The sequence below is a fragment of the Bifidobacterium primatium genome (genome assembly GCF_002802875.1).
Classification (GTDB): Bacteria; Actinomycetota; Actinomycetes; order Actinomycetales; family Bifidobacteriaceae; genus Galliscardovia; species Galliscardovia primatium.
The window spans coordinates 540,177-564,827 of the sequence record NZ_PEBI01000001.1; the positions used below are offsets into that span (position 1 = coordinate 540,177).

Consider the following 24,651-nt stretch of genomic DNA (forward strand, 5'->3'; position numbering starts at 1 on the left):
GCGAAGGCGTACGAAGGTACGTCGAGTCTCCCGCAACGCGGATGACACTCCATCGAATCAGTGCTGGCCGTAGACGTTCTGGTAGCGGTCGTTGAGCTTGTCGATGTCGGCCTGGTCGATCTCGATGATGTCGCCGAGCTGCCTGGCGGCCCACATCGTGTGCGCGACCTCCTCGGTCATGGCGGCCGCCTTGACGGCGGCCTCCGCGTCCCTGCCGATGGTGAACGGGCCGTGGTTCTGCATGAGCACGGCCGGCGACTTCGGGTACTTGGCGAGGGTCTCGACGACGCCCTTGCCGATGGCCTCGGAGCCGATGAGGCGGAACGGGCCGACCGGCACGGGGCCGCCGAACTCGTCGCCCATCATCGTCAGGCCGCACGGGATGTCCTGGCCCGTGGCCGCCCACGCGGTCGCGTACGTGGAGTGCGTGTGCACCACGCCGTACACGTCGGGCATGTGGCGGTAGATGTACGCGTGCGAGGCGGTGTCCGAGCTGGGGGCCTCGGAGCCGTCGACCACGTTGCCCTCGAGGTCGGTGACGACCATGGAGTTCGGGGTGAGGTTCTCGTAGCGCACGCCGGACGGCTTGATGACCATCAGGTCGGCGGTGTGCAGGCGCTGGGACACGTTGCCGGCCGTCCACACGACCAGGTTCCACTTGATGAGCTGCTGGTGGAGGTTGGAGACCACCTCGCGCACCTGCTTGACCTCGGCACGCACTTCGGGACCATAATCAGCCAGAGTTGCCATGTTCGGCTACCTTTCTTCGTTGTTTGTTGACGTTGTGGGAAAAATCACTTGCTTTCGAGGTCGATGTTGCGCACGGCGCTCTTCTCGATCGCCAGGCCGGCCTGGAAGCGGGCGAAGAAGTCCTCGAAGCCTTCGACGTCCTTGGGGTCGGGCGTCTCGGTGGTGGACTGGGCGTCCTTGAAGACGCGCTGGTCGAGGTACTCGTCGAGCGGCCACGGGGTGTGCCACAGGTAGTCGGCGAGCACGGCCATGCCCCAGGCGCCGCCTTCGGCCGCGGTGGTCATCACCTTGATGGGGGTGTCGAACGCGGCGGCGAGGATCTTCTGCGCGACCTTCGGGGTGGTGAAGATGCCGCCGTGGCCCACGAGGGAGTCCACCTTGACCTCTTCGTCCTTGGTCATGACGTCCATGCCGATCTTGACGGGGCTGAACGCTGAGAACAGCTGGGCGCGCATGAAGTTGGCGAGGTTCATGTTGGCTTCGGGGCTGCGGGCGAAGAGCGGGCGGCCCTCCTCGAGGCCGGCGAGGAATTCGCCGGAGCGGAACGGATAGTTGAGCAGGCCTCCGGCGTTGGCGTCGGCCTGGTCGCTGATGGCGAGGCGGAACAGGGTGCCGTAGAGGGCGCCGGTGTTCACGGGCTGGTCGATGGCCTTGGCGAATTCGCCGAAGAGGCCGACCCAGGCGTTGAGGTCGGAGGTGAAGTTGTTGGCGTGGCTCATGCCCGCGAGGTCGCCGGCCGGGGTGGTGACGAGGTCGACTTCGGGGTGCAGGCGGGCGAGCTTCTTCTCGAGCACGACCATGGCGAAGATGGAGGTTCCGGCGGAGACGTTGCCGGTACGCACGCGCACGGAGTTGGTGGCGACCATGCCGGTGCCGGCGTCGCCTTCCGGCGGAGCGAGCACGATGCCGGGCTGGAGCTTGCCGGAGGGATCGAGCAGCTTGGCGCCTTCGGCGGTCAGCTCGCCGGCGGGGGTGCCGGCGACGAGCGGTTCGGGCAGCAGGTCCTCGATGTTCCACGGCTGGGCGGCGACTTCGGGCAGGGCGGAGAACTTGGCGAGCAGTTCCTTCTCCCAGGTGTGGGTGGTGGGGTCGATGGGGAACATGCCGGAGGCGTCGCCCACGCCGAGCACCTTCTTGCCGGTGAGCTTCCAGTGCACGTAGCCGGCGAGGGTGGTGAAGTAGGCGACCTTGCCGACGTGCTCCTCCTTGTTGAGCACGGCCTGGTAGAGGTGCGCGATGCTCCAGCGTTCGGGGATGTTGTACTGGAACAGGTCGGAGAGCTTGAGGTGGGCCTCGTGGGTGTTGGTGTTCTGCCAGGTGCGGAACGGCACGAGCAGTTCGCCGTCCTTGTCGAAGGCGAGGTAGCCGTGCATCATGGCGGAGAAGCCGATGTGGCCGATGCGGGTGAGTTCCACGCCGTAGGCCTGATTGACGTCCCATGCCATGGCGCCGTAGGCGCTCTGCAGGCCCTTCCAGATCTCCTCGACGGAGTAGCTCCACAGTCCGTCCTCGAGGTGGCTGGCCCACTGGTAGTCGCCGGAGGCGATGGTGTTGTAGTTGTCGTCGATCAGCACGGCCTTGATTCGGGTGGAACCGAACTCAATGCCCAGCGAGGTCTTGCCCGCACGGATCTTTTCGACGATTCCCGAGATGTCCATATCGGAGGCGTCGCTCATGTGTCTACTCCTTGTTGTTCCGGTCAGTATGTGATTACCAACGTCGTTGTTGCGCATCAGAACCTGCGGACCTTCTGGAAGTGACCATCGAACCCGTGGTTGTGAACGCTCACATTCTAGTTACTATGGTACAACCCGCCACGCCGACAACGCAACGTCTGACGTCAATTTATTTGATTTGTTATGAAACCCCTCCCGTCCCCGTCGGCGGAGGAGCCGATGCATCGCATCGGACTCCATCCTACCGCCGGCGGGACGACCCGAGGGGAGCCACGCGCCGCGGAATGCCATCGACGGCGCCACCGGCGCCCGGTCAGCGGGTCGGTGCGGCCGTCGACTTGCGCACGATGAGCGGGGCGACGATCGTGGCGACGCCGTGATGCCGCGGCAGATCGAGCTTCGGCGCCGCAGTCGTCTCACCCTTCGTTCCGAGGAGTGAGAACAGCGTCCTCATGGCGGCCACGCCCAGCGCCGAGAAATCGGGACGGATGGTGGTCAGCGGCGGAATGGCGTTGTCCACGCCGGGCATGTCGTCGAATCCGACGAGGCTGACATCCTTCGGCACGTAGAATCCATGCTCGTACAGCGAGCGCCGGATGCCCGTGGCCTGCAGGTCATTGGCGGCCACGATGGCGGTGGGCAGCTGCGTCTTCGGGTCGTCGAGCCCGGCGAGATAGCGTTCGAAAAGATCATATGCCGACTGCGCGGACCAGTCGCCGACCTCAAGCGTGCGCGATTCGATGCCGGCGGCGGCGCTTTCCTTCTCCCATGCGAGGCGACGGGTCGCGGCGTCGCGCCAGTCCTGCGGACCGGCGAAATAGATCGCCCGGCGATGCCCCTGTTCGGCGAGATGGTCGACGATGGAGCGGATGGCCGACCACTGGTCAACGCCGAGGCACACGGTGGTCGGATCCTTGGCGATGATCTCCTCGATGTCGACGTCGGACGACCCGTGCGACGACGTGAGGATCACGCGCGGCACCTTCAGTCGGGCGGAGAGCGCGGCCTCGACCATCGGTTCGGTCGGGGCGACGAACACGAACGCCTCCACGCCCTGGTCGAGGCAGGCGTTGGCCACCTCCTCGAAGGCCTTCTGGGTGTATTCGTGGTCGTTCATGATGGAGATGGACACGTACAGGCCGTGCTTGCGGGCCATGGCCTCGATGGACGAGATGGTGGAGAGCGGGCCGTGGTAGCTCATGCCTCCGGCGATCAGCGCGATGGTGCGCGTGCGCTGCGTGGCGAGCGCGCGGGCGGCGCCGGACGGACGGTAGCCGAGCTCGTCGATGGTCGCCTGCACCTTGGCCCGCGTGGTCGGCGACACGTTCGGGGAATGATTGATCACGCGCGACACGGTCTGGTGGGAGACCCCTGCCGCACGGGCAACCTCGAAGATGGACACGCGCTTGCTCGACATACCTCAAAAACCTCCGGCCTCGTCGTTCGTATCTCGCCGTGTCTCGTCGTCGTCCGATCGCCTTCGGAAAATCGTTTGACATATCTCCGTTAGCGCTCACGGCTTCTTGTGACCAATGGTAACGGCAATTCCCTACGACACGGCGCTGCAACCCGAATTCCGTCCTCGAATTTCACACTCCTCCCCCTATGCCCCCAAACCGCGATGCGAGCGTCGGGACGCGGTTCATGATACGGGGCCTGTGGCAGTATTGACGCGTACCAAACGGAGGGGAGCATCATGCCAGGCCTGTTGAGCGCAATGCAGGGGTTCTGTGTAATCGGCATCGTCATCGCGGTGGGATACGTCGCCGCGCGCATGCATATCGGAGGGCCGCAGGGCCAGATGGTGCTCAACCGCTTCAGCTTCTTCGTCTCGAGTCCATGCCTCATGTTCGCGATCCTCTCGAAGGAGCCGATCTTCGAGATCTTCCACTCGTCGATCGTCGTGGCGTTCTTCTCGGCGGCGCTCGTCGGCCTGCTGTTCGTCATCCTCAACCGTCTGTTCTTCCATATGGGCGCGGCCGACACGACGATCGGCGCACTCAATTCGCTGTATCTCAATTCGAACAACATCGGCCTGCCGATCGCCACGTACATCCTCGGCAATCCGGCGCTGGTCGCGCCCATCCTCGTGATGCAGCAGGCCATCTTCACGCCCGTGGGCCTCACCGTGCTCGACGTGACCACCAAGGGCAAGGTATCGCTCAAGGAGATCGCCAGGCAGCCGCTGCACCAGCCGCTGCTCATCGGCTCGCTGCTGGGCATCATCCTCTCGGCCGTGAACGCGAAGACCGGCTGGTTCCTGCCGAACTTCCTCTTCGACCCCATCAAGATGATCGGCGACTCCGCCGTGCCGATGATCCTCATGGCGTTCGGCATGTCGCTGCACGGCACGCGGCCGATGCAGCAGAAGTCGTCACGTCCGGCGATCCTCACCGTCGCGATTCTGAAGAACATCGTGATGCCGGTCATCGCGTTCCTGCTCGCCTACTTCGTGATGGGCTTCCGCGGCGCGACGCTGTACGCATGCGTGGTGCTCGCCGCGCTGCCGACCGGCCAGAACGTGTACAACTACGCGGCGCGATACAACGTCGGACTCACGTTCGCCCGCGACGGCATCCTGCTGTCCACGATGACGTCGCCGGTGTTTATTGCGGTCATCGCAGCACTGCTGAGCTGACTACTGGCCGCAGACGGCCTGGCGCAGCATCGTGGCGTAGGCCGCAGCGCCGGTCATGCCCGGGTGGATGCCGTCGTCGCCGAAGTATTCGCTGTGGCCCTCGCTGTAGCCATGCCAGTCGATGATGCCGACGTTGGGGTTCTTCGCGGCGGCCTGGCGCAGCATCGTGTTGTTGTTCGTCTCCTGCCACGGGTACGGCATGCGGATGGTCACGAAGAACGTCGGCTTGCCGCCGGTCGCGTCGATGAGCTTCTGCACCTCCTGCTCGTTCTCGATGATGCCGTTCGTGCCGAGGCCGAAGATCACCACGCTGCCGTTGTGCCCTGCGGCGACGTCGGCCTGATAGATGCCAACGGCCTCGGGCATCTGACGGTTCGGCTTGCCGTCGATGAACCCGTTCGGGAACGTCTCCTGGATGAACTCCGACGTGCCGGACGTCACGGAGTCGCCGACCATCATGATGTCGGCGCTGCAGCTCTGCGTGGCGGGATCGTAATGGTATTTCGAGATGTCGAAGTTGTTCGGCACCTTCTCCGCCTTCGATGTGACCGTCGGCGTGGGCTTCGCGGAGGCGGCGGCGCTGGCCGACGCCGACGCCGTCTTCTTGGGTTTCGGCTTCGGCTTGGGTTTCAGCGGCCTGCCGGTCGTCTGTTCGGCGAGTTCCGGCCGCAGTTGGACGGCGCGGGACTGCGCGATCTGCGCCCAGTTGACCGGCGCCCATGTGAGTGCGATGACGACGATGACGCCGAGCGCCGACATCACCCACGCACCGGGACGAAGACCGGAGGAGCGGAGGAAACCGAACGGCGAACGACGTGGGGCGGAAGCGACGGCGGGCGTCACAACCGCCGTGGCCGGAGATTCCACCGGCAGCGGCGACACATCCGGCACCGGCAGCCCCGGTATCGGCCTCCCCACGGGAGCGGGGGCCTTGTCGAGGTCGATTGATTCCGAAGAGGCCGGCCCCGACGTCTTCGGTTCCGCCGCCACAACCGGCTTCGCCGTATGCTTCCTCGCGGCCTCGACCAGCTGATAGAACACCTCGCCGGCCGCGATGATAATCGCGAACTGCACGAGCCATCCCCACCACGGCAGCGCCTCGGTGCGCGTGGCCGGGTTCATGATCTGCAGCAGCGGATAATGCACGAGATACAGGCTGAATGAACGCGACCCTATGTAACGCAGGGGCGCGCAGCCAAGCACCTTCGGCCAGATGGCGCGTTCCTGCACCGTACAAGACAGCGCGATCAGCGACACCACGGCGGCCACGGCATAGCCGCCCCGATACATATACGACAGATAGCCGTTGGCGAACCAGAATCCGGCGAGCAGGGCCACGAGCGCCACGGCGCCGAACACGTCGGCGAGGATGACGGCGACACCGCGACGAGACGCAGACGCAGACGCCGTATCGGAGGCGGAAGCCGGGGCGATGGCGGACGGCACGGGCATCGTCGACGCACCGGCCGGCAGCGGCACGGATGGCAGGCCGTCGACGGTCCGCGCGGGCATCGATATCGGTCCGACAGCGGGGATCGCGGGCTTTCCTGCCGTCTTCGGCGCCATCCAGATGGCGAGCAGCGCGCCGGCGGCGAGCTCGGCGAAACGGGTGTCGGTGCCGTAGTAGACGCGGGACGTGCTGGCCGGATCGAACAGCAGGAACATCGCCGCGGACGAGGCGATCATGATGACGACGACCACGATGGAACGAATCCATTTCGATTTCGTCAGACGGCCGAGCACCATGAGCAGCAGCGGCCAGAGGATATAGAACTGCATGGTGACGCCGAGGAACCACAGATGGGTCAGCGGCGACGGCAGGCCGGCGGCCTGGAAATACGGGACCTTGCGGAAGATGTACACCCAGTTGCTGGCGAACAGGGCGCCTGGCAGCGCATCGGAGACGACCTTCTGCAGCAGGCTCGGCGCGAACAGCCATACCAGCGCCGGGGTGACGGCGATGATGGCCAGCGTCGGCGGCAGCAGCCGCTTGACGCGGCGCACAAGATAACGGCCGTATCCGAACGTTCCGTCGGCGTCGACGACGCCGAGCACGGAACGCGTGGCCAAAAATCCGGTGATGACGAAGAACAGCGTGACGCCGATGAAGCCGCCCTGCAATAGCGACGGCCTCGTATGGAACGCGATGACGCCGATGATGGCCAATGCACGCAGGCCGTCGATGCCGGCGAAATGCGTATGCCTCGCCGGCGAGCCGCTCTTCTCTCTGATTTCGCTCACGGGTACAGCGTACCCCCTCCCCCACCGCCGTGGGTTACGGAATCTTGAATTATCGCGGCCAAATCAACTCGTCGGGATCACGGTCATCGCCGTGAGACCACCGTCGCCCGAGGAAACGTGAACGGAAAACTACCGGTCGAAGGTGGTGGCGGCGATGCGGCGCAGACGCTCCTCGAACCGAGGCCAGTCGGTCTTCATGGCGGTCAGGAGCTTCAGGTTCCTGACCTCGTCGAACGGCACCCATGCAATCTCAAGGCTCTCATCGTCGTTGGCGCGCGGCTCGACCGTGTGCCCCGGCTTCTCGAACGCGAAGACGGTGGTGTAGCCCCACGGGCCGTGGTCCTCGAGATACGAGCCGACGACGGTGATGTTCTCGGGGCGGATGTTCGCCTCCTCGAAGCTTTCGCGCAGCGCGCCCTCGAGCGGGCTCTCGCCGTCGGCGATGGCGCCGCCGGGAATGCCCCACGTGCCGCCCTCGGCGCTCCACAGGGCGCGATGCTGCATGAGCACGTCGGTGATGATGCCGGTCTCGGCGTCGCGACGGGCCAGCAATACGCCGGCGGCGCCGTTGAGACCCCAGTGCTTGTGCCCGCACGCGCAGTCGATGAACCCGTCGCCCGGCTGCAGCACGTTCTCCTTGGGGGTCTCCCACTCGGAGTTGATGGTGCCGCCGTTCTGCTGGGTGTCGCGGTCGAGGTTCCACAGGTCGGTCCAGTCGATATCGAGCTCCTCGACCAGCTGCCGGGTGAGGGGCAGGCTCAGGCCGATGATGCCGCTCGGATCGCCCTGGATGCCGTCGATGAACGCGCCGCCGAAGCCGTCGAGCGTGAAGGAGCCGGCCACCTCGAGCGGCTCGCCGGTGGCGATGTAGCGTTCGATGTCGGAGTCGGAATAGTTCGCGAACGTCACCTCGGCGTGGCTGGCACGGCTGACCATGCGGCCGGTGGCGGCATCGATCACGCAGTGGCCCGTCCACAGGGTGCCGGTGCGGCCGCGCATGAGGTGCAGGCGCTCGCGGGCGTGCTCCACCGTGTGCGGCTTGCCGTAGGGCACGCCGTCGAGCTCGAACATGGAGTCGCAGCCGATGATGAGCGGACCGGCCATGGCATTGGTCATGCCGCGGTGCTGTTCGAGGGCCTCCTGGATGGTGGAGGTTTCGCAGACCGTTCCGAATCCGTCGGAAAGCGGGTGGGAGACGTGCTGCTCGCCGACCGCGGTGGCGGCGGTGGCGGCGATGGCGAGATAGTCGCGGTACACGGCGGCGGCCTTGGCGCGCGCCAGCAGCGGCACGCGCTCCTGCGTGGTCATGTCGTCTGGGCTGATGCCCTGCTGCGCCGCAGTGTTGACCACGACGGCCGCCTCGTCGACATGCGACACGCGAATCGTCGGGCGGATGCCCGCGTGGAACAGCACATCACGGCGCGCCTTGGACTTGGACGCGAGAATCACCGGAATCGCCAACGGAAAAACCTCTCCTCAACTACAGGACGTTCAAGAAACCGTCAGGCTTCTTCCGGTCCGAACAACACACCCTGGCGGTCGATGGCCGGATGCAGCATACGCCAGTGGCCGGCCGACAGCCAGTTCTCGAACAGCAGATTCGTCAGGGCCGCGGAATCGTCGCCCTCGTGCAGCACCAGCACGCACGGGCCGGCGCCGGAGATTGTGGAGGCGTATCCGTGGGCGCGCAGGAACGTCATCAGCTCCCACGACTGCGGCATCAGCGAGCTGCGGTAGTGCTGATGCAGTGTATCGCCGGTGGCCGAGAACAGCAGCGCATTGGTGTCGCGGCCCGAGGCACCGCTCATGGCGGCGGGCAGCAGGGCGACGCGAGAGACGTTGAACAGGGCGTCGGTGCGGGGCACCTCAAGCGGCAGCGCCTTGCGCGCCTCCTCGGTGGAAAGCTTGTAGTCGGGAACGAACACCCATGCGTTGATGAGGTCGCCGACCGGATAGTTCACGGTATGGTAGCCGCCCTTGAACGGCTCGGCGGAGCCGGGGAACAGGGCCGCGTCTCCGGAGACGGGCACCACGTTCGATTCCTTCGACGACGGGGCATCGGTGATCGGCACCTCGGTCTTCGGCTCGAAATCCCACGAAACGGTCATGCCGCCGTATACGGCCGGCGCCACGTTGTCGGGATGCCCCTCGATGTGCGCCGCCAAGTCGAAGATGAAGTCGCGGGCCTCATCGCCGTAGCCGGCGAAGGCGACCGCGGCGGATACGCCGGCCACGATGGCCTCGGCGGAGGAGCCCATGCCTCGCTCCTGCGGGATGCGGTTGTGCGCCACCAGATCGACGCCCGCCTGCGGCAGGCCGAGCTCGTCGAGTGCACGGCGGAACGTGCGGACGACCAGATGCGATTCGTCGCGCGGCAGCGTGTCCTCGCCCTCGCCATGGATCTCGATCTGCGCGCCGGCCGTCGGCAGCAGACGGAAACTCAGCTCGTCGCGCACGCCAAGGGCGAGGCCTGCGGCGTCGAAGCCGGGGCCGAGGTTGGCGCTGGTGGCGGGAACGGATACGCGCACGGCATCGGTGGCGAACTTCATAATGCTCCTTAGTCGCAATGTCGTCCCGCACGGCATTCCATGCGGGACGACATCATCGGATGATGATTGGTGCGGATCAGGCCATGACTCGCAGGATGGTGGCCTCGCCGGTCACGAAGTCGAGCTTGCTCACGGCGTCGACGGCCTCGCGCAGCGTGACCTCGTCGCACAGGTGGGTGACGAGGCGAAGCTGCTGCAGCTCGCCGCTGTATCCCGGTTCGTGCAGCGTGGGCTTGAGGTCCTGGTTCACGCCGTTGATGGAGAGTCCCCGCTTGGCGAACTCCTCGGCGATGGCGGCGAGCGTGCCCGGCTTGTCGTGGATCACGAAGCGCACGGCGAACGCGGAACGCGAGGCGTTGAGCGGAGCCTTCGGCAGGTTCGCGTACATCGGGATGGACGGGCCGGTGCAGCCGTGCGTGATGTGGCGGGCCTCGGTGACGACGTCGCCGACCACGGCGGAGGCGGTCGGGTCGCCGCCGGCGCCACGGCCGTAGAACATGAGGTCGTCGGCGGCCTCGGCCTTGACGAACACGGCGTTGAAGCTGCCGCGCACGCTGGCGAGCGGATGCTCGTTCGGGATCAGTGCCGGGTACACGCGGGCGGAGACGCCGGCCTCGGAGTTCTCGCACACGGCGAGCAGCTTGATGACCTTGTTCTCGGCGGTGGCGGCGGCGATGTCGTCGGACGTGATCTTGGTGATGCCTTCGACGGAGACGTCGTCGATGCGCACGTCGGTGTGGAACGCGAGAGACGCCATGATGGCGGCCTTGTTCGCCGCGTCCTCGCCCTCGATGTCGCCGGTCGGGTCGGCCTCGGCGTAACCCTTGGCCTGCGCGTCCTTGAGCGCCACGTCGAAGTCGAGGCCCTTGGTGGTCATCTCGTCGAGGATGTAGTTGGTGGTGCCGTTGACGATGCCCATGATGCTGGTGATCCTGTCGCCGACCATGGATTCGCGCAGCGGGCGCACGATCGGGATGGCACCGGCCACGGCGGCCTCGAAGTAGAAGTCCACGCCCTTGGCCTCGGCGGCCGCGTAGATCTCCGGGCCGTACTTGGCGATGAGGGCCTTGTTGGCGGTGACGACGGACGCGCCGGATTCGATGGCCTTCATCACGAACGTGTGCGCGGCGGTCGTGCCGCCGATGAGTTCGATGACGATGTCGGCCTTGGTGCACAGGTCGGCGGTGTCGGTGGTGAGCAGCGACTTGTCGATCCACGGCACATTGACCTCGTCCGGGTCGAGGCAGGCGACGCCGACGAGCTCGATCGGGCGGCCGATGCGGTGCGCGAGCTCCTCGCTCTGTTCGACGATCAGGCGGGCGGTGGCCGAGCCGACCGTGCCGGCGCCCAGCAGTGCTACGCGAATCGGGCTTTCGTTCTGTGCCATATCCTTGCGTCCTTCCCAAAGACGGTGCGTTTGCGTATTCGTCTGCATATCACGTCTGCGTTATGCAGCTCCAACCACCATAATCCTACGGTCCCAAAGCGACAGGGCCCGATGGCGGTCTTCCTCCGATATCGACCGGTCGATTCGGGTCCCGGTTGACCATTCAGTCCTGGTCGAGGTCCAGCAGGTCGTCGACGGTCTGGCGGCGCAGCATCACGCTGGCGCCGGACTCGCTCACGCCCACGACGGCGGGGATGAGCGCCTGGTTGTAGTTGCTGGCCATCGTACGGCCGTAGGCTCCGGTGACGGGCACGGCGAGGATGTCGCCACGCTTCGTGTCGGCGGGGAGCCTCACCTCGTGCACCACGATGTCGCCGGACTCGCAGTGCATGCCGACCACGCGGGCGAGCATGGTCTCGGCGGAGCCGGCGCGGTTGGCGAGACGGGCCGTGTAGTCGGCGCCGTAAAGGGCCGGACGGATGTTGTCACTCATGCCGCCGTCGACGGAGACGTACACGCGCTCGTCGATGGGGTTGCCGGCGGAATCCTTGGCATCGGTCAGATGCACGGGCTTGATGGTGCCCACACGGTACAGGGTCACGCCGGCCGGCGCCACGATCCAGCGGCCGGGCTCGAACGAGATGGCGGGCGCGGGCATGCCGAGCGCGCGGTTGACGGAGGCCACGGCGTCGGCGAGACGCTTGAGCTCGACGCGCACATCCATGGAATCCTCACCGTCGGTGTAGGCCACGGAATAGCCGCCGCCGAGATCGACCTCGGGCAGCGTGTAGGCGTCGGTGGCGTAGAAGGTCTTGCGCAGCAGCATCATGCGCTTGGCGGCCTGGATGAACGCATCGGCGTCGTGGATGTTGGAGCCGATGTGCGAATGGATGCCCACGAGCTCGAGGTCGTCGCCGAACGAGGCGATGCTCTTGAGCACGGCGAGCGCGGGGCCGTCGGCCACGACGGTCATGGCCTCGGCGAGCGCCTTGTCGGCGTCGGAGACCTCCTCATGACTCAGGTCGTACGGGTATTTGATGTCGTAGCGCAGTTCGCGTTCCGGCTTGCCGTCGGCGGCGGCCGAATCGGCATCGCCGGCAGCCGCAGTGGAGAGCCGGGCGTTCGTGGCGGCGGGCGTCACGTCGCCGAGGTCGTCGAGCACGCCGAGCGCGGCGGCGTCGGCGCCCGCGGGCAGCAGCGGCACGCCGAACTTCTGGTCCTCGTGCGCGGTGGAGATGTATTCGTGGCCGCCGGCGTGAATGCCGGAGGTCACGCGCAGCATCACCTTGGCGCGCTTGCCGAGTCGGTGGGCGATTTCGGCGATGCGTGCGGGTTCGTCGGCCGAGTCGATGACGATCTTGGCGAAGTCGTTCTTCACGGCGAGTTCGATTTCGGCGTCGGTCTTGTTGTTGCCGTGCAGCACGAGGCGGCGTCCCGGGGCGCCAGCGGCGAGCGCGATGCGCATCTCGCCCATGGTGCAGGTGTCGACGTGCATGCCGGCGTCGATGACCTCGCGCACGATGCGCTTGGAGAGGAACGCCTTGCCTGCGAAGCTCACATGCGTGATGGAGTTGGTGAAGGCGTCGGCGGCGGCGCGCACGAAGTAGCGCGCGCGTCCGGCGACCTCATCGGTGTCGATGAGGTAGAGCGGCGAGCCGAATTCGGCGAGCAGGGATTCGGCGGCGCGGCCATGGAATTCGATGGCTCCGTCGTCGTCGATCGTCGTGGCCGACGGCCAGATCGGCGTGATGCCCTTGCCCATCGTGAATTCCTTCTCCTCGGTCTTCCCGCTCATCGTCGCTCCATTCTCTGCTTGTCGGTGTTCGCGTATCGGTGTCTGCGGCTCCGTGTTGCACGCCGGTGTTTTACGCACCCATTGTCGTCCACGAACCCGCCGTTGTTCATAAATTACGTACGGTACCGTCAATTCTGCCAGATGCCCCGCCGACCGGCCCCCGCCGTCCCATAACGGGTGACGATTCAACGCCGAACGACGAGGCCGGACCAGGGCGTGTAGGTGACATCGAAGGTCCGGATGCGGCAGCCGTCGTCGCCGTGGGCGGTTTCGACGCCGTTGACGAGTATCGTGCAGACGCCGGGTTCGGCGCGTTTGATGGAGTCGATGTCAGACGTCGTATCGCTGCCTCGATGCGGCGACGCGACACCGTTGTTCATACCGCCGCCATCGGCCGGGACGATGTCGAAATCCGCATGAACGCCTTTGGAAAGGTCGGTCGTTCCCCGCCAAATGACGGCGTCGTCATCGTTGATATGACGTCCGCCGTCGACATTCCATTGGGCGGATTCGATGGCGTACCGGACGTCGTATTCGCGGGTCGTCGCATAGGCCGGCGGCGTATATCGGATTTCGACGTCGGTCGGGACGCCGTAACCGTCGAAATACAGCGAGGAATACGTGACGATGGAGATGACGGCAAGCACGATCATGGCCACGACGCCGTTGCGGTAATAGTATCCCCAGGTGGCGCGTTTGCCGCGGCGTTGCACGATTCGCGCGGCCCGCCACCATGACAATACGACGACGAAATTGATGGGGATCCATGCGGGGAAGCCGTAGTGGAAGATCTGCGCGGCGATGATGTGGCGGCCGAGGCCGCTGACATCCTGTATCGCGGGCCAGAGGACGAGGATGAAGGCGAGAACGCCCGCGGGAATGTCGAGATAGTGGTCGGCGAGCCACGCGCCGATACGGTCGAACGGCGCGATGAACCGCTGCCAGCGTGTACAAAGGCTCATCACCGCACCACCCTCTCAGACCGCCTGCGGCAGACCTCATTGTTATCCTGAGCGGAGCCGCCTGCGATAAACACCCACTGTCATCCTGAGCGGAGCCGCTTGCGGCGGAGTCGAAGGTCTTACGATCCTCAAGACCCTTCGACTCGCTGCGCTCGCTCAGGATGACAAGGGACGGAACAACGGATGCCCGAAGGGCATCACATCTTTTCCGGACGAACAGTCCAGTGGACTGTTCGTAGCAGGGGCGATTTATCGAGCCCCGTCGCGAAACGACGGATGCCCGAAGGGCATCACATCTTTTCCGGAGCGGTGACGCCGAGGAGGTCGAGGCCGTTGGCGATGACCTGCTTGGCGGCATCGTTGAGGCGCAGTCGGGCGGCGGCGCGGGCCGGTTCGGGGTTCTTGGCGATCTCCAAAGCAGCACGCTCGGCTTCGGGCAGACGCTGTTCGGCGTCGGTCAGGGCCATGGGGGCCACGCGCTCGGCGGCATACCACTTGTGGTAGCGACCGGCCAGGTCCTCGAGGTAGTGGGCCACGCGATGCGGCTCGCGGCCGTCGCCGGCCAGCGAGATCATGCTCGGGTACTGGGCGAGGGCGGCGAGCAGGTCGCCGTCGGCCTCGGTGTCGAGCAGCGCGAGGTCGGCGCCGTCGACGGTCACACCGGCGGCGGCCGCGTTGCGGTCCACGTTGCAGCTGCGGGCGTGCGCGTACTGCACGTAGTACACGGGGTTCTCGTTGGTGTGGCTGGCGAGCAGGTCGAGGTCGATGTCCACGCTCTGGTTGTAGTCGGTGCGGGCCAGCGAGTAGCGGGCGGCGTCCACGCCGATGGCCTCGACGAGGTCGTCGAGCGTCACGACGTTGCCGGCGCGCTTGCTCATGCGCACGGGCTTGCCGTCCTTCATCACGTTGACGAGCTGACCGATGAGAATCTGCATGTTCTCGCCCGGCTTGTCGCCGAACGCGGCGCACATGGCCATCATGCGGCCGATGTAGCCGTGGTGGTCGGCGCCGAGCATGTAGATGGCCACGTCGGCGGGGTTCACGTCGCGATGACGCTTGTTGCGGTAGTAGGCGATGTCGGCGGCGAAGTACGCGGCGTTGCCGTCGGACTTGATGATCACGCGGTCCTTGTCGTCACCGTGCTTGGTGGAGGCGAACCAGGTGGCGCCGTCCTTCTCGTAGATGTCGCCGCGCTCACGCAGGTCGGCGATGGCCTTCTCGACCTCGCCGTCCTGGTAGAGGCTGTTCTCATGGAACCAGACGTCGAAGTTCACGCGGAACTCCTTCATCGACTTCTGGATTTCGGCGAACATCATCGGCACGGCGCGCTTGCGGAACTCCTCGCGCTGTTCGGAATCGCCTTCGGAACCGTCTTCGGCGGTCACGCGCGGCAGGGAGAGCACGTCGATGCCGTCGGCCTTGGCCTCGTCGATCACGCGCTGGGCGATCTCGTCGATGTAGGCGCCCTTGTAGCCGTCGGCCGGGGTCTCCTCGCCGTGGGCGGCGGCGACCAGCGAACGGGCGAAGCGGTTGATCTGCTCGCCGTGGTCGTTGAAGTAGTATTCACGCACGACCTTGGCGCCGTTGGCCTCGAGCACACGGGCCATGGAGTCGCCGACGGCGGCCCAGCGGGTGCCGCCGATGTGAATCGGGCCGGTGGGGTTGGCGGAGACGAATTCGAGGTTGAGGGTCTTGCCGTTCAGATGCTCGTTGCGGCCGAACGCGGCGCCGGCCTCGAGCACGGTGTCGACGATGCCGGCGGCGGATGCGGAGTCGAGCGTGATGTTGATGAAGCCGGGGCCGGCGATCTCCACGGACTTGACGCCGTCGTTCTTCTCGAGTTCGGGGGCGAACAGTTCGGCGAGGTCGCGCGGCTTCATGCCGGCCTTCTTGGCCAGCTGCATGGCGATGTTGGTGGCCCAGTCGCCGTGCGCGCGATCCTTCGGACGCATCACGGCGATCTTCTCGACCGGGGGGATCAGGTCCGCGGTCAGCTCGCCTGCGGTGCCGGCCGCGGCGAGGTCGTGGGCAATTGCGGAAATCAGTTCACTAAGCGCTTCAGGACTCATTCTTCAAAGTCTACCGGCAGCGCTGACAGCCCACGACCTAAGCTGCCGCAGCCCACGACCCGAGAGGCCGCCGCCCACGCCGCGCCCTATGCGGCGTCATGCCTGCGCCGCCACGCCTCGCGCCCATAGTGGAACGCGTAGCAGAGCGCCACGAACGGAATCATGTAGTACAGCGTCGAACGCTGCGATTCGTCGAGCACCACCAGCACCAACGCGAGCACGCACATCACGATGGCGGCCCATGGCACAAATGGATATCCGGGCGCCCTGTATCCCAGTTCGTCCACGCTGTGCCCGTCGGCGATCCACTGACGACGGAAGCGAATCTGGCACACGGCGACCGACGCCCACACGACGATGGTCGCCAGTCCCGAAACGGCCACCAGCGCCAGATACACGGTGCTGGCCGCGATCACCGAGGAAAGCAGCGCCAGCAGGCTGCCGGCCATGCTCACCATGACGGCGAACACGGGCACGCCACGGAAGTTGGTCTTGGCGAGCTTCATCGGCAGCATCCGCTCCTTGGCCAGCGACCACACCATGCGCGAGCACACGTAGAGTCCCGAGTTCGCGGCCGACAGCACGGCCGTGAGCACCACGAAGTTCATCACATCGCCGGCGAACGGCATGCCGATGGACTGGAACACGAGCACGAACGGGCTGGTCTCCACGCCGGACTTATGCCATGGAATCAGCGCGGCCATCACGGCGATCGAGCCGATGAAGAAGATGGCGAGACGCAGCACCGTGGTGTGCACGGCCTTCGGGATGGCCGAGCCCGGGTCCTTCGTCTCACCCGCGGCCACGCCCACGACCTCGGTGCCGGAGAATGCGAACACGACCGTAAGCAGCGTGGAGAAGATCGGCGCGATGCCGTTGGGCAGCAGGCCGTCGGACACGAAGTTGCCGAACAGCGGCGCATGATCGTATCCGGCGATGGGAATCGCCCCGAAGATCGCGAGCAGGCCGATGATGATGAACGCCACGATGGCGAACACCTTGATGGATGCGAACCAGAACTCCGATTCGCCATACAGACGTACGGAAAGAATGTTCAAGGCGAAGACGACCACGATGAACACCGCGCTCCACACCCACGCCGGACTGCCGGGGAACCAGCGTTGCATGAGCAGGCCCGCCGCCGTGAATTCGGAGGCGAGCGCCACGGCCCAATTGAGCCAGTACAGAATCGCGATGGTGAATGCCGTGCCCGGTCCGATGAACCGGTTGGCGTACAGATGGAAGCTTCCGGCGTACGGCATGGCCACGGAAAGCTCGCCGAGGCACAGCATCACGAAGTACACGAGCATCGAGCCGATGGCGTAGGCGAGGATCGCGCCGAGCGGTCCGGCCTGCTGAATCGTGTATCCGGAGCTCAGAAACAGTCCTGTGCCGATGACGCCGCCGAGCGAGATCATGGTCAGGTGGCGGGATTCCATCTTGCGTTCGAGACCGTTGGCCTCGGGCTCCTGCGTCTGCGTCGTCGCGGTGGTTCGGGCCCCTTCGGCGTTCTGCGGCTTCGCGGTATCGTTCGATTCCGCAGTATCATGCGGCTCTGCCTTGCGCTGCTGTTCTTTCGTCACCCCAGAAGACTACCGCAAGCCATCCAAAAACGGTAATCCACCCAGCCAAAGCCGAAATCCGCATGCCGATGGCCTGAGTCTTGTGATTCTCTCGGACGAATGTCGGCATTCATCGATGTCCGTCGACGTCATATCGGCGTTTCCTTCGTTCCGCTTTCGTCATCACGCGGCGCACCAGCATGAACGGTCCGACGAATGCGGCCGCGTTCATCGCAATCGCGGTCGCCGCCACCGGCGCCACCCACCGGGCGTCGACCGTCGGCAGACCGACCGCCATGAACGTGCAGGATACGAATACGCACAACACCATCAGGAACAGTACCTTGGGATGCTCGTAGATACGGTCGAACGGCCGAGTCGTCCTTATGTCATCGTGTTGTATGTCGTCGATGCGCATACCTCCGGATTCCACGACCCCCGGCTGCGATTCATCCCGATTCGTCATCAGGATGAACGCGCACAGCAACATCAGCAGTGCGACGACCACAGCGAACAATGCGATGAATCCCAGCGAGAACCATATGGACTCCACGTGCGGGGCCATGCTGCCGTGGAAATCCCCCTGATAGACGACGGCCTGGCCGTTCAGCAGCTTCACGCCGCCCGCAACCCGCCGACCGTCATACACGAATGTGATGTCGCCATACGAGGAGACGCCGCGATACATCGGATAATCAAGATCCTCCAGCGCCTGGAACATGCGGCCGTCGGAGCGGATGTCGCTGATGCCGCAAGCCGATTCCAGCATGTTCGGTGTAACGCTTTTCCTCGGCTCCCCCGCCGCACTGGATGCGGCCACAAACGTGCCGACAACCGCCGTGATGCCGTACCACAGCACGAAACTCGCGATGCACGAGGCCATCGGCGTCATACCGACCGGCATCATGACGCCGCGACGCACCGGTTTCTCCGCCAAGGACGCCTGGCCTGCGTAATACGCCGGTTCGCGCGAAAGCCGCGTAAGCCATCGCGCGAGGCATCCCACCGCGGCCAATGCACCGATGGCGCCGACCACCACATAGGCCAGATTCTGAAGGTTGCCTTGGCTCAGCATCGATACCGATGCAGGCAGCGTGCAGATTTGTCGTATGCCCATACGTCATCCGATCATGTCGTCCATGTCGTCATCCGATGGCGTAGACGATGAAGATCACGAGGAACGCGACCGTCGCGACGCCGCCGACCACGGCAAGCGCGAGGCCGAGCGGATATACGGGAATCCTCGTCCTGGCACGCATGAGCTTGACGCCCGCCATCAGCACCGATGCCGATATGAGCGTCAAAACGAACATCAACACGAGAAACATGGTTGTATTGTAGGCCGATTGTACGGGTGTGGCGGTGGGATGCCCATTCGGTTCCCGTTGGTTGCACTCACTGCGACGGATGGGAATCGACGCCATCGCACGGTTCCCGTTCGTCGCATCCCACACAACAAGCCGGAATATAGCAACGTCCCCGGTTCCCGTCCGTCATGTATCGAACAACGGATGGGAACCAGGGACGTAAGCAGCAGGCAATCAGTCGACGTCCGATCAGTCGACGTCGTTGAGCACGGCGATGGCGTCGATCTCCACCAGCGCGCCCTTGGGGATGTTGTTGCCGCCGAACGCCACGCGGGCCGGCTTCACGGAACCGATGAACGCCTTGGCGTACTCGCCGTCGATCTCCTTGAAATCATCGACGTTCTTCATGTAGATGGTGGCGCGCACCACGTTCTCGATGCCGCTGCCGGCGGCGTCGAGGATGTGCTTGATGTTCTTCAGGGCCTGCGCGGTCTGCTCGCCGGCGGTCGTACCAGCAAGCTCGCCGGTGTGCGGGTCGATGCCGAGCTGGCCGGAGACGAACACGAAACCGTTGGCCTTCACCGCCTGGCTGTAGGCGCCGAGCGCGGCGGGCGCGTATGCGGTCGCGACTTCCTCAAGCTTGTCTACCATGATGATTCCCTTCTATGCGAATAGCACGAACATACGAAGTATCGAAGTATTTCGTAGTCACGGATTGTACGGCGTATGGCGTGCCGTCAACGATGAACGACCGCCATATGGGCGGGAAAATGCGAAAGGGCCCGTTCCCCATGTCCCGCATGGAAAACACGAAAGACAAAACCCATACCATTCGCATCATTCATGTACCCGATGAGTGCCCAGATTACGGCACACATCGGCGCTAGACACCATAGAAACGTTGGAATTCCAACAGTCTTGTGGGCTCGATGGGATTCGAACCCACGACCTTCTGTTCCGGAGACAGACGCTCTATCCACTGAGCTACGAACCCGAACACCTGTCCGCGGGACCTCCCGCGAACATGCACCCCATTAGTTTACACATACATCGGACGAAAACAAGCGATCCGACAGATCAAAAATCAAAAACGATCCCGATACGGGTTTTGCGGCTTTGTTCGCCGCATAAGGGACGTCCTCATGCACCGCGGCATCCCAAAACAGGGAAATCACGCCGGGGATTTTCGGCGTTCCACGGCAAAGCCACAAAACTCGCGATTATGCCTCCGGATTCGCGACCCAGCCCCGAATCCGGAATCTGCAGACCGTTACGCAGCCCTTTCTACAGCACCTTGGAGAGGAAGGAGCGCAGGCGCGGGCTCTGCGGGTTGCCGAAGATCTGGGCCGGGGTGCCCTCCTCCTCGATGATGCCGGCGTCGGTGAAGATCACGCGCGTGGAGACCTCGCGGGCGAACGCCATCTCGTGGGTCACGAGCAGCATGGTCATGCCCTTGTTGGCCAGATCGCGGATGACCTGCAGCACGTCGCCCACCATCTCGGGGTCGAGCGCGGACGTGGCCTCGTCGAACAGCATGATGTCGGGGTCCATGGCCAGCGAACGCGCGATGGCCACGCGCTGCTTCTGGCCGCCGGAGAGCGAGTCGGGATTGGCGTCGATCTTCTCCTCGAGTCCGACGGTGCGCAGCAGTTCGAGCGCGCGGGCACGGGCCTGGTCGACGGGCACCTTCTTGATGAGCGTGGGCGCGAGCATGATGTTCTCGGCCACGGTCATGTTCGGGAAGAGGTTGAAGTGCTGGAACACCATGCCGATCTGGGTGCGCACCTTGTCGATGTCGGTCTTCGGGTCGGCGATGTCGTAGCCGTTGACAATCACCGAGCCGGAGGTCGGGGTGTCGAGGCCGTTGAGGCAGCGCAGGAAGGTGGACTTGCCGGCGCCGGACGGGCCGATGATGGAGATCACCTCGCCGGCGTGCACCTGGCAGTCGATGCCCTTGAGCACCTCGGTCTTGCCGAAGGTCTTGCGCAGGTCGCGCACGTCGATGACGACCTGGCCCTTGTGCTCGGGAACCGCGGGGGCGGCCGAGGCGACCTCGGGCTGGTGCGTTTCGTTCACCGTGGTTTCGTTCGTCGTGCTCATCGCTTGTTCATCCTCCGATCGACGATATTGGCCAGCCAGGTCAGCAGGGTGATGGCCACGAAGTAGATGACGCCGACCATGAGCAGCGTCTCGGTGACACGGAAGTTGGCCGCGTAGATCTGCTGGGCCTGGTACAGCAGTTCGCCGAAGCCGATGGCGAGCAGCAGCGAGGAGTCCTTGAGCATGATGACCAGCTGGTTGATGATCGCCGGCGTGCCGATCTTCACGGCCTGCGGCAGGATCACCTTGCGCATGGCCTGGTTGTAGCTCAGGCCGAGCGAACGCGCGCCTTCCATCTGGCCGTTGTTCACGGACTCGATGGCGCCGCGCACGATCTCCACAAGATACGCACCGGCGTTGAGCGACAGCGTGAGCGCGCCGGCCACCCAGATGTTGATGCTGTGGCCGATGATCTGCGGGATGCCGAAGTAGAAGAAGAACGCCCACACCAGGATCGGCGTGCCGCGGAACACGGCCACGTACACACGGGCGACCCAGGACAGCGGCTTGTTCGGCGAGACGCGGACGAGGCCGAGCACGATGCCGAGCACAAGCGCGATGACGAACGAGATGGCCGTGATGAGCATCGTGTTCTTCAGACCGGTCATAAGCGCGGGGAACGCGTCCTTCGCCAGGTCGATGAAGCTCTTCTTCGCGGTCGAGTCGGCGGTGGCCGGCTTCACGCTGGAGTCCTCGCCGAGGTACTTCGCGAGGATCTTGTCGTATTCGCCGGACTTCTTGAGGTTGGCGAGGCCGGCGTTGAACGCCTTGAGCAGGTCGGCGTTCTGCCCCTTGTTCACCGCGAAGCCGTAGTCGCCGCCGGGGACCTTCGGCGTGACGGTCTTGAGTCCGTTGCCCTGCTGGATGCCGTAGGCGAGCACCGGATAGTCGTCGACGACGGCGTCCGCGTTGCCGGACTTCACCATTTCGTACATCGTCGCCGACTGGTCGACCGACTTGACCGTGTAGCCGTATTTGGAGGCGTTCTTCTTGGCGAACATCTCGCCTTCTGCGCCGGTCTTCGCCACAACGGTCTTGCCCTTGAGGTCCTCGTAGCCCTTGATGGCGTCGTTGTTCTTGGCGATGGCCATCTGCACGCCCGACTGGAAGTACGAGTCGGAGAAGTCATAGATGGCCTTGCGCTCGTCGGTGATGGTCATGCCGGCGATCACGCCGTCGGCCTGGCCGGACGACATCGCCTGCAGTGCGGCGTTGAATCCAAGGGACTGAATCTGCACGTTGAATCCCTGGTCCTTGGCGATGGCGTGCAGCAGGTCCATGTCGATGCCGACCATCTGGCCGCTGGAGTCGCGGAATTCGAACGGTGCGAACGTGGTGTCGGTGGCGACCTTGAACGTCTTGCCCTGCACTTCGGAGACCTGTGCGGCCTGCGCCGAGGAGACGCCGACGGTGCCGAGGCCGGCCACGCACAGCACGAGGGCCAGCAGCATGCCGAATGCGCGCCGCCACTGTGTGGCGCGCCGCATAACGGCAGCATTGAACTTCTCAATATGCATACATTGAGCTCCTTTACAAAACGAGGTAATCCTACTCTCCCGTAGTTTTCGGTTCTGTAACCAATCCTTCGGCGCCGTTCGTCCGCCGCGTCATACGTGCCGTGTGAGCCGTGGTTCCACATGCATGCGGCGTATCGGGCCGCATGGCCTTGTGAGACGTCGCGCCTGTTTTCGAGGATCCTCGGGAGGCCGTCCGCCGACCGTCATGCGGTCATGATGCGGACGTCACGAAAAGACAAGGATTAAGAAGACTGATTCTACACAAGCCCGTGGAATCCGAACGGGGGCATTCCGAGGCCACAGTCCTTGCAAAAATTTTTCGCAAATATTACACGGTTTTCGTAAGATGGTGTCATGTCCGACGATTTTCAGTATGAGCGCCGTTTTTTCTGCCGTGAATTCCCCGTGGAATACGACGACGGGGACGCCCCCACGCTGATTGTGCAAAGCTATTTCGTGCATCAGGACGGATTCGCGCTGCGCATTCGTCTGCGATCACGCGACATCCGCGTGCCGATGGGGCCGCAGACCGATGGCCTGACCACGCTGATGCAGTATCGCGAGCATTTTTCGGAGGCGTTCGTCACCGTGCAGGGGAACGCGGTCGGGGGAACCCGCTATGAGGCGGAACGCACGATAGACGCGAACATCGCCATTGAGCTCGTGCTTCGCGGGGGAACGCCCATCATCAAGAACCGCTACAGCGTCTGGCTCGGCGAGGATGGCTGGGAGATCGACGTGTTCGGCGCGAACAACTCGGGATTGATTCTGGCGCAGGTGGAACGCTCCAGCCCGGTGACGAATCTGACGATTCCCTCGTTCTGCACCGCCGAGGTGACGGAGGACCAGCGTTTCTACAACGACGGGCTGGCGTCGAAGCCGTTCATCACCTGGCGGGACGACTACTACGAAGAGCTGGAGCGCTACGGCGCGCATTTCTCCCAGCTCTTCGGTCGCAATCGTATGGAGTAGCCTCAGTACATCAGCGTGGCGAGACGACGACGGGCACGCGCCACGCGGGCGTCGTCGGCGGCGGGGATGGCGAAGTATTCGAGCAGACGCTTGCGCACCGGTTCGACGTCGGCCTTGTGCCCGGCGAGGAAGTCGAGCAGGCGGCTGAACGCGTCCTCGATCTGACCGCCGATCATGTCGATGTCGGCGACGGCAAGCTGCGCCTCCACGTCGTCGGGGTTGTCGGCCGCGGCGGCGCGCACGGTACGCACATCGGCTTCGGCGGAGCGGGCGAGCAGCAGGGCCTTGGCGTGTTCGCGGGCGGCGCGGGCGTCGTTCGGGTCGGCTTCCATGAGTTTCGCGTATTCGACGGCAGCGCCGGCGTAGTCGCCTTCCTGGGCGAGCTGGTGGGCCTTCTGGTGTTCGGGCGGAATCTGTTCCTCGGCGCTCTTGCCGGCTGCGGCGTCGGCGCCCTCGGATGCGGCGCCGGCCTCCTGGTACGGCGCGGTGCCGGTGACGCCGGCCTGCTGCGCCATCTGGATGATCTGCGGAATCAGCGTGCCGGTGATCTGCTCCATCTCGGCGTCGGAGGGCACGCCCTGCATGATGGGCATCGGACGGCCGCCGACAAGTCCGTAGATGGCGGGGGCTCCCTGAGCCTGCAGCGCCTGGGCGATGGTCGGGCTCTTGGCGATGTCGATTCGAGACAGCTGGATCTTGCCTTCGAGCTTGTTGACGGCGTCGCCGAGCTTGCGAGCGACGTCGAAGCATCGGTCGTCGTTCGTCACCCACAGCAGCAGGAGGATGGGGAACGTGGCCGAGGTCTGCACCATGGCCTGGAACGTGCTTTCGTCGGTGTCGATGACGTAGCCGCCGGCGGCCGGCGCGCCTCCGGCCTCGCCGGCCTCGGCGTCGACCTTATGCTTCAACGCTTCGAGGTCGACCGCGCCCGCCAATGAAAGACCGGGATTGAACTTCGGCTGCTCCGCCATGATGATGCTCCTTACGCGATTAATCGCACGATGGTCGTCTTGCTACTGATTAGTATTACCAACGTTTGCGACAGCATGCCCCGTTTTCGCGCGTTTTTTCGGACGAATGGCGAAATATCCCCATATCCGACGATTCATGCACGCCGAAGACGCTC

The 24,651-nt window shown here is 64.6% G+C and carries 19 protein-coding genes and 1 tRNA gene; 2 read left to right on the forward strand and 18 right to left on the reverse strand.

What is annotated here, in order from left to right; genetic code table 11:
* Positions 1-57: 57 nt before the first annotated feature.
* The 3 genes from CS006_RS02080 to CS006_RS02090 form a co-directional block, all read right to left on the reverse strand.
* Positions 58-750: an L-ribulose-5-phosphate 4-epimerase gene (locus CS006_RS02080; protein ID WP_100510109.1), complete on the reverse strand. Its 693-nt coding sequence runs from the start codon at positions 748-750 to the stop codon at positions 58-60.
* 44 nt (positions 751-794) lie between these two features.
* Positions 795-2,426 (reverse strand): xylulokinase, encoded by a 1,632-nt coding sequence (locus tag CS006_RS02085; RefSeq protein WP_100510110.1) that lies wholly within the window; start codon positions 2,424-2,426, stop codon positions 795-797.
* A 313-nt stretch (positions 2,427-2,739) separates the two neighbouring features.
* The gene (locus tag CS006_RS02090) at positions 2,740-3,843 is read right to left on the reverse strand and encodes a LacI family DNA-binding transcriptional regulator (protein WP_100510111.1); all 1,104 of its coding nucleotides are present in this window, start codon (positions 3,841-3,843) and stop codon (positions 2,740-2,742) included.
* A gap of 279 nt (positions 3,844-4,122) precedes the next feature.
* Here CS006_RS02090 and CS006_RS02095 point away from each other — a divergent pair, with 279 nt between their 5' ends.
* On the forward strand, positions 4,123-5,064 hold the full coding sequence (locus CS006_RS02095; protein WP_100510112.1) for an AEC family transporter: 942 nt from the start codon (positions 4,123-4,125) through the stop codon (positions 5,062-5,064).
* Here the strand turns inward: CS006_RS02095 and CS006_RS10895 are convergent, their stop codons facing one another.
* The 14 genes from CS006_RS10895 to CS006_RS02175 all read right to left on the reverse strand — a co-directional run bounded on the left by CS006_RS10895 (position 5,065) and on the right by CS006_RS02175 (position 22,553).
* On the reverse strand, positions 5,065-7,305 hold the full coding sequence (locus CS006_RS10895; RefSeq protein WP_243386601.1) for an acyltransferase family protein: 2,241 nt from the start codon (positions 7,303-7,305) through the stop codon (positions 5,065-5,067). It abuts the gene before it with no gap.
* Positions 7,306-7,434: 129 nt separating this feature from the next.
* On the reverse strand, positions 7,435-8,766 hold the full coding sequence (locus tag CS006_RS02110; protein WP_100510113.1) for a Maf family nucleotide pyrophosphatase: 1,332 nt from the start codon (positions 8,764-8,766) through the stop codon (positions 7,435-7,437).
* A gap of 41 nt (positions 8,767-8,807) precedes the next feature.
* The gene (gene thrB, locus CS006_RS02115) at positions 8,808-9,854 is read right to left on the reverse strand and encodes a homoserine kinase (protein WP_100510114.1); all 1,047 of its coding nucleotides are present in this window, start codon (positions 9,852-9,854) and stop codon (positions 8,808-8,810) included.
* A 76-nt stretch (positions 9,855-9,930) separates the two neighbouring features.
* Entirely contained in the window at positions 9,931-11,241 is a 1,311-nt protein-coding gene (locus tag CS006_RS02120) for a homoserine dehydrogenase (RefSeq protein WP_100510115.1), read from the reverse strand.
* Positions 11,242-11,404: 163 nt separating this feature from the next.
* Positions 11,405-13,003 (reverse strand): diaminopimelate decarboxylase family protein, encoded by a 1,599-nt coding sequence (locus tag CS006_RS02125; protein ID WP_100510461.1) that lies wholly within the window; start codon positions 13,001-13,003, stop codon positions 11,405-11,407.
* Positions 13,004-13,221: 218 nt separating this feature from the next.
* A complete protein-coding gene (locus CS006_RS02130; RefSeq protein ID WP_133119511.1) occupies positions 13,222-13,998 on the reverse strand; it encodes a hypothetical protein in 777 nt (258 codons plus the stop codon).
* Positions 13,999-14,288: 290 nt separating this feature from the next.
* The gene (argS, locus tag CS006_RS02135; RefSeq protein WP_100510117.1) at positions 14,289-16,067 is read right to left on the reverse strand and encodes an arginine--tRNA ligase; all 1,779 of its coding nucleotides are present in this window, start codon (positions 16,065-16,067) and stop codon (positions 14,289-14,291) included.
* Between the two features lie 86 nt (positions 16,068-16,153).
* Positions 16,154-17,506, reverse strand: coding sequence for an amino acid permease (locus tag CS006_RS02140; protein WP_100510462.1), 1,353 nt, complete (start codon positions 17,504-17,506; stop codon positions 16,154-16,156).
* A gap of 253 nt (positions 17,507-17,759) precedes the next feature.
* On the reverse strand, positions 17,760-18,746 hold the full coding sequence (locus tag CS006_RS10640; protein ID WP_133119512.1) for a hypothetical protein: 987 nt from the start codon (positions 18,744-18,746) through the stop codon (positions 17,760-17,762).
* A 28-nt stretch (positions 18,747-18,774) separates the two neighbouring features.
* Positions 18,775-18,933, reverse strand: a complete 159-nt coding sequence (locus CS006_RS10715) for a hypothetical protein (RefSeq protein ID WP_165777182.1) — start codon at positions 18,931-18,933, stop codon at positions 18,775-18,777.
* A gap of 252 nt (positions 18,934-19,185) precedes the next feature.
* Entirely contained in the window at positions 19,186-19,587 is a 402-nt protein-coding gene (locus CS006_RS02160) for a Rid family detoxifying hydrolase (protein ID WP_100510121.1), read from the reverse strand.
* A 270-nt stretch (positions 19,588-19,857) separates the two neighbouring features.
* Positions 19,858-19,930, reverse strand: a tRNA-Arg gene (locus tag CS006_RS02165).
* 290 nt (positions 19,931-20,220) lie between these two features.
* A complete protein-coding gene (locus tag CS006_RS02170; protein ID WP_100510122.1) occupies positions 20,221-21,036 on the reverse strand; it encodes an amino acid ABC transporter ATP-binding protein in 816 nt (271 codons plus the stop codon).
* Positions 21,033-22,553, reverse strand: a complete 1,521-nt coding sequence (locus CS006_RS02175) for an amino acid ABC transporter substrate-binding protein/permease (RefSeq protein WP_243386603.1) — start codon at positions 22,551-22,553, stop codon at positions 21,033-21,035. Before CS006_RS02175 ends, CS006_RS02170 begins: the two co-directional genes overlap by 4 nt.
* A gap of 354 nt (positions 22,554-22,907) precedes the next feature.
* Here CS006_RS02175 and CS006_RS02180 point away from each other — a divergent pair, with 354 nt between their 5' ends.
* Entirely contained in the window at positions 22,908-23,525 is a 618-nt protein-coding gene (locus CS006_RS02180; protein ID WP_100510123.1) for a CYTH domain-containing protein, read from the forward strand.
* A 2-nt stretch (positions 23,526-23,527) separates the two neighbouring features.
* On the opposite strand, the gene CS006_RS02185 is transcribed toward CS006_RS02180, so the two are convergent.
* The gene (locus CS006_RS02185) at positions 23,528-24,496 is read right to left on the reverse strand and encodes a tetratricopeptide repeat protein (protein WP_100510124.1); all 969 of its coding nucleotides are present in this window, start codon (positions 24,494-24,496) and stop codon (positions 23,528-23,530) included.
* Positions 24,497-24,651: the final 155 nt, after the last annotated feature.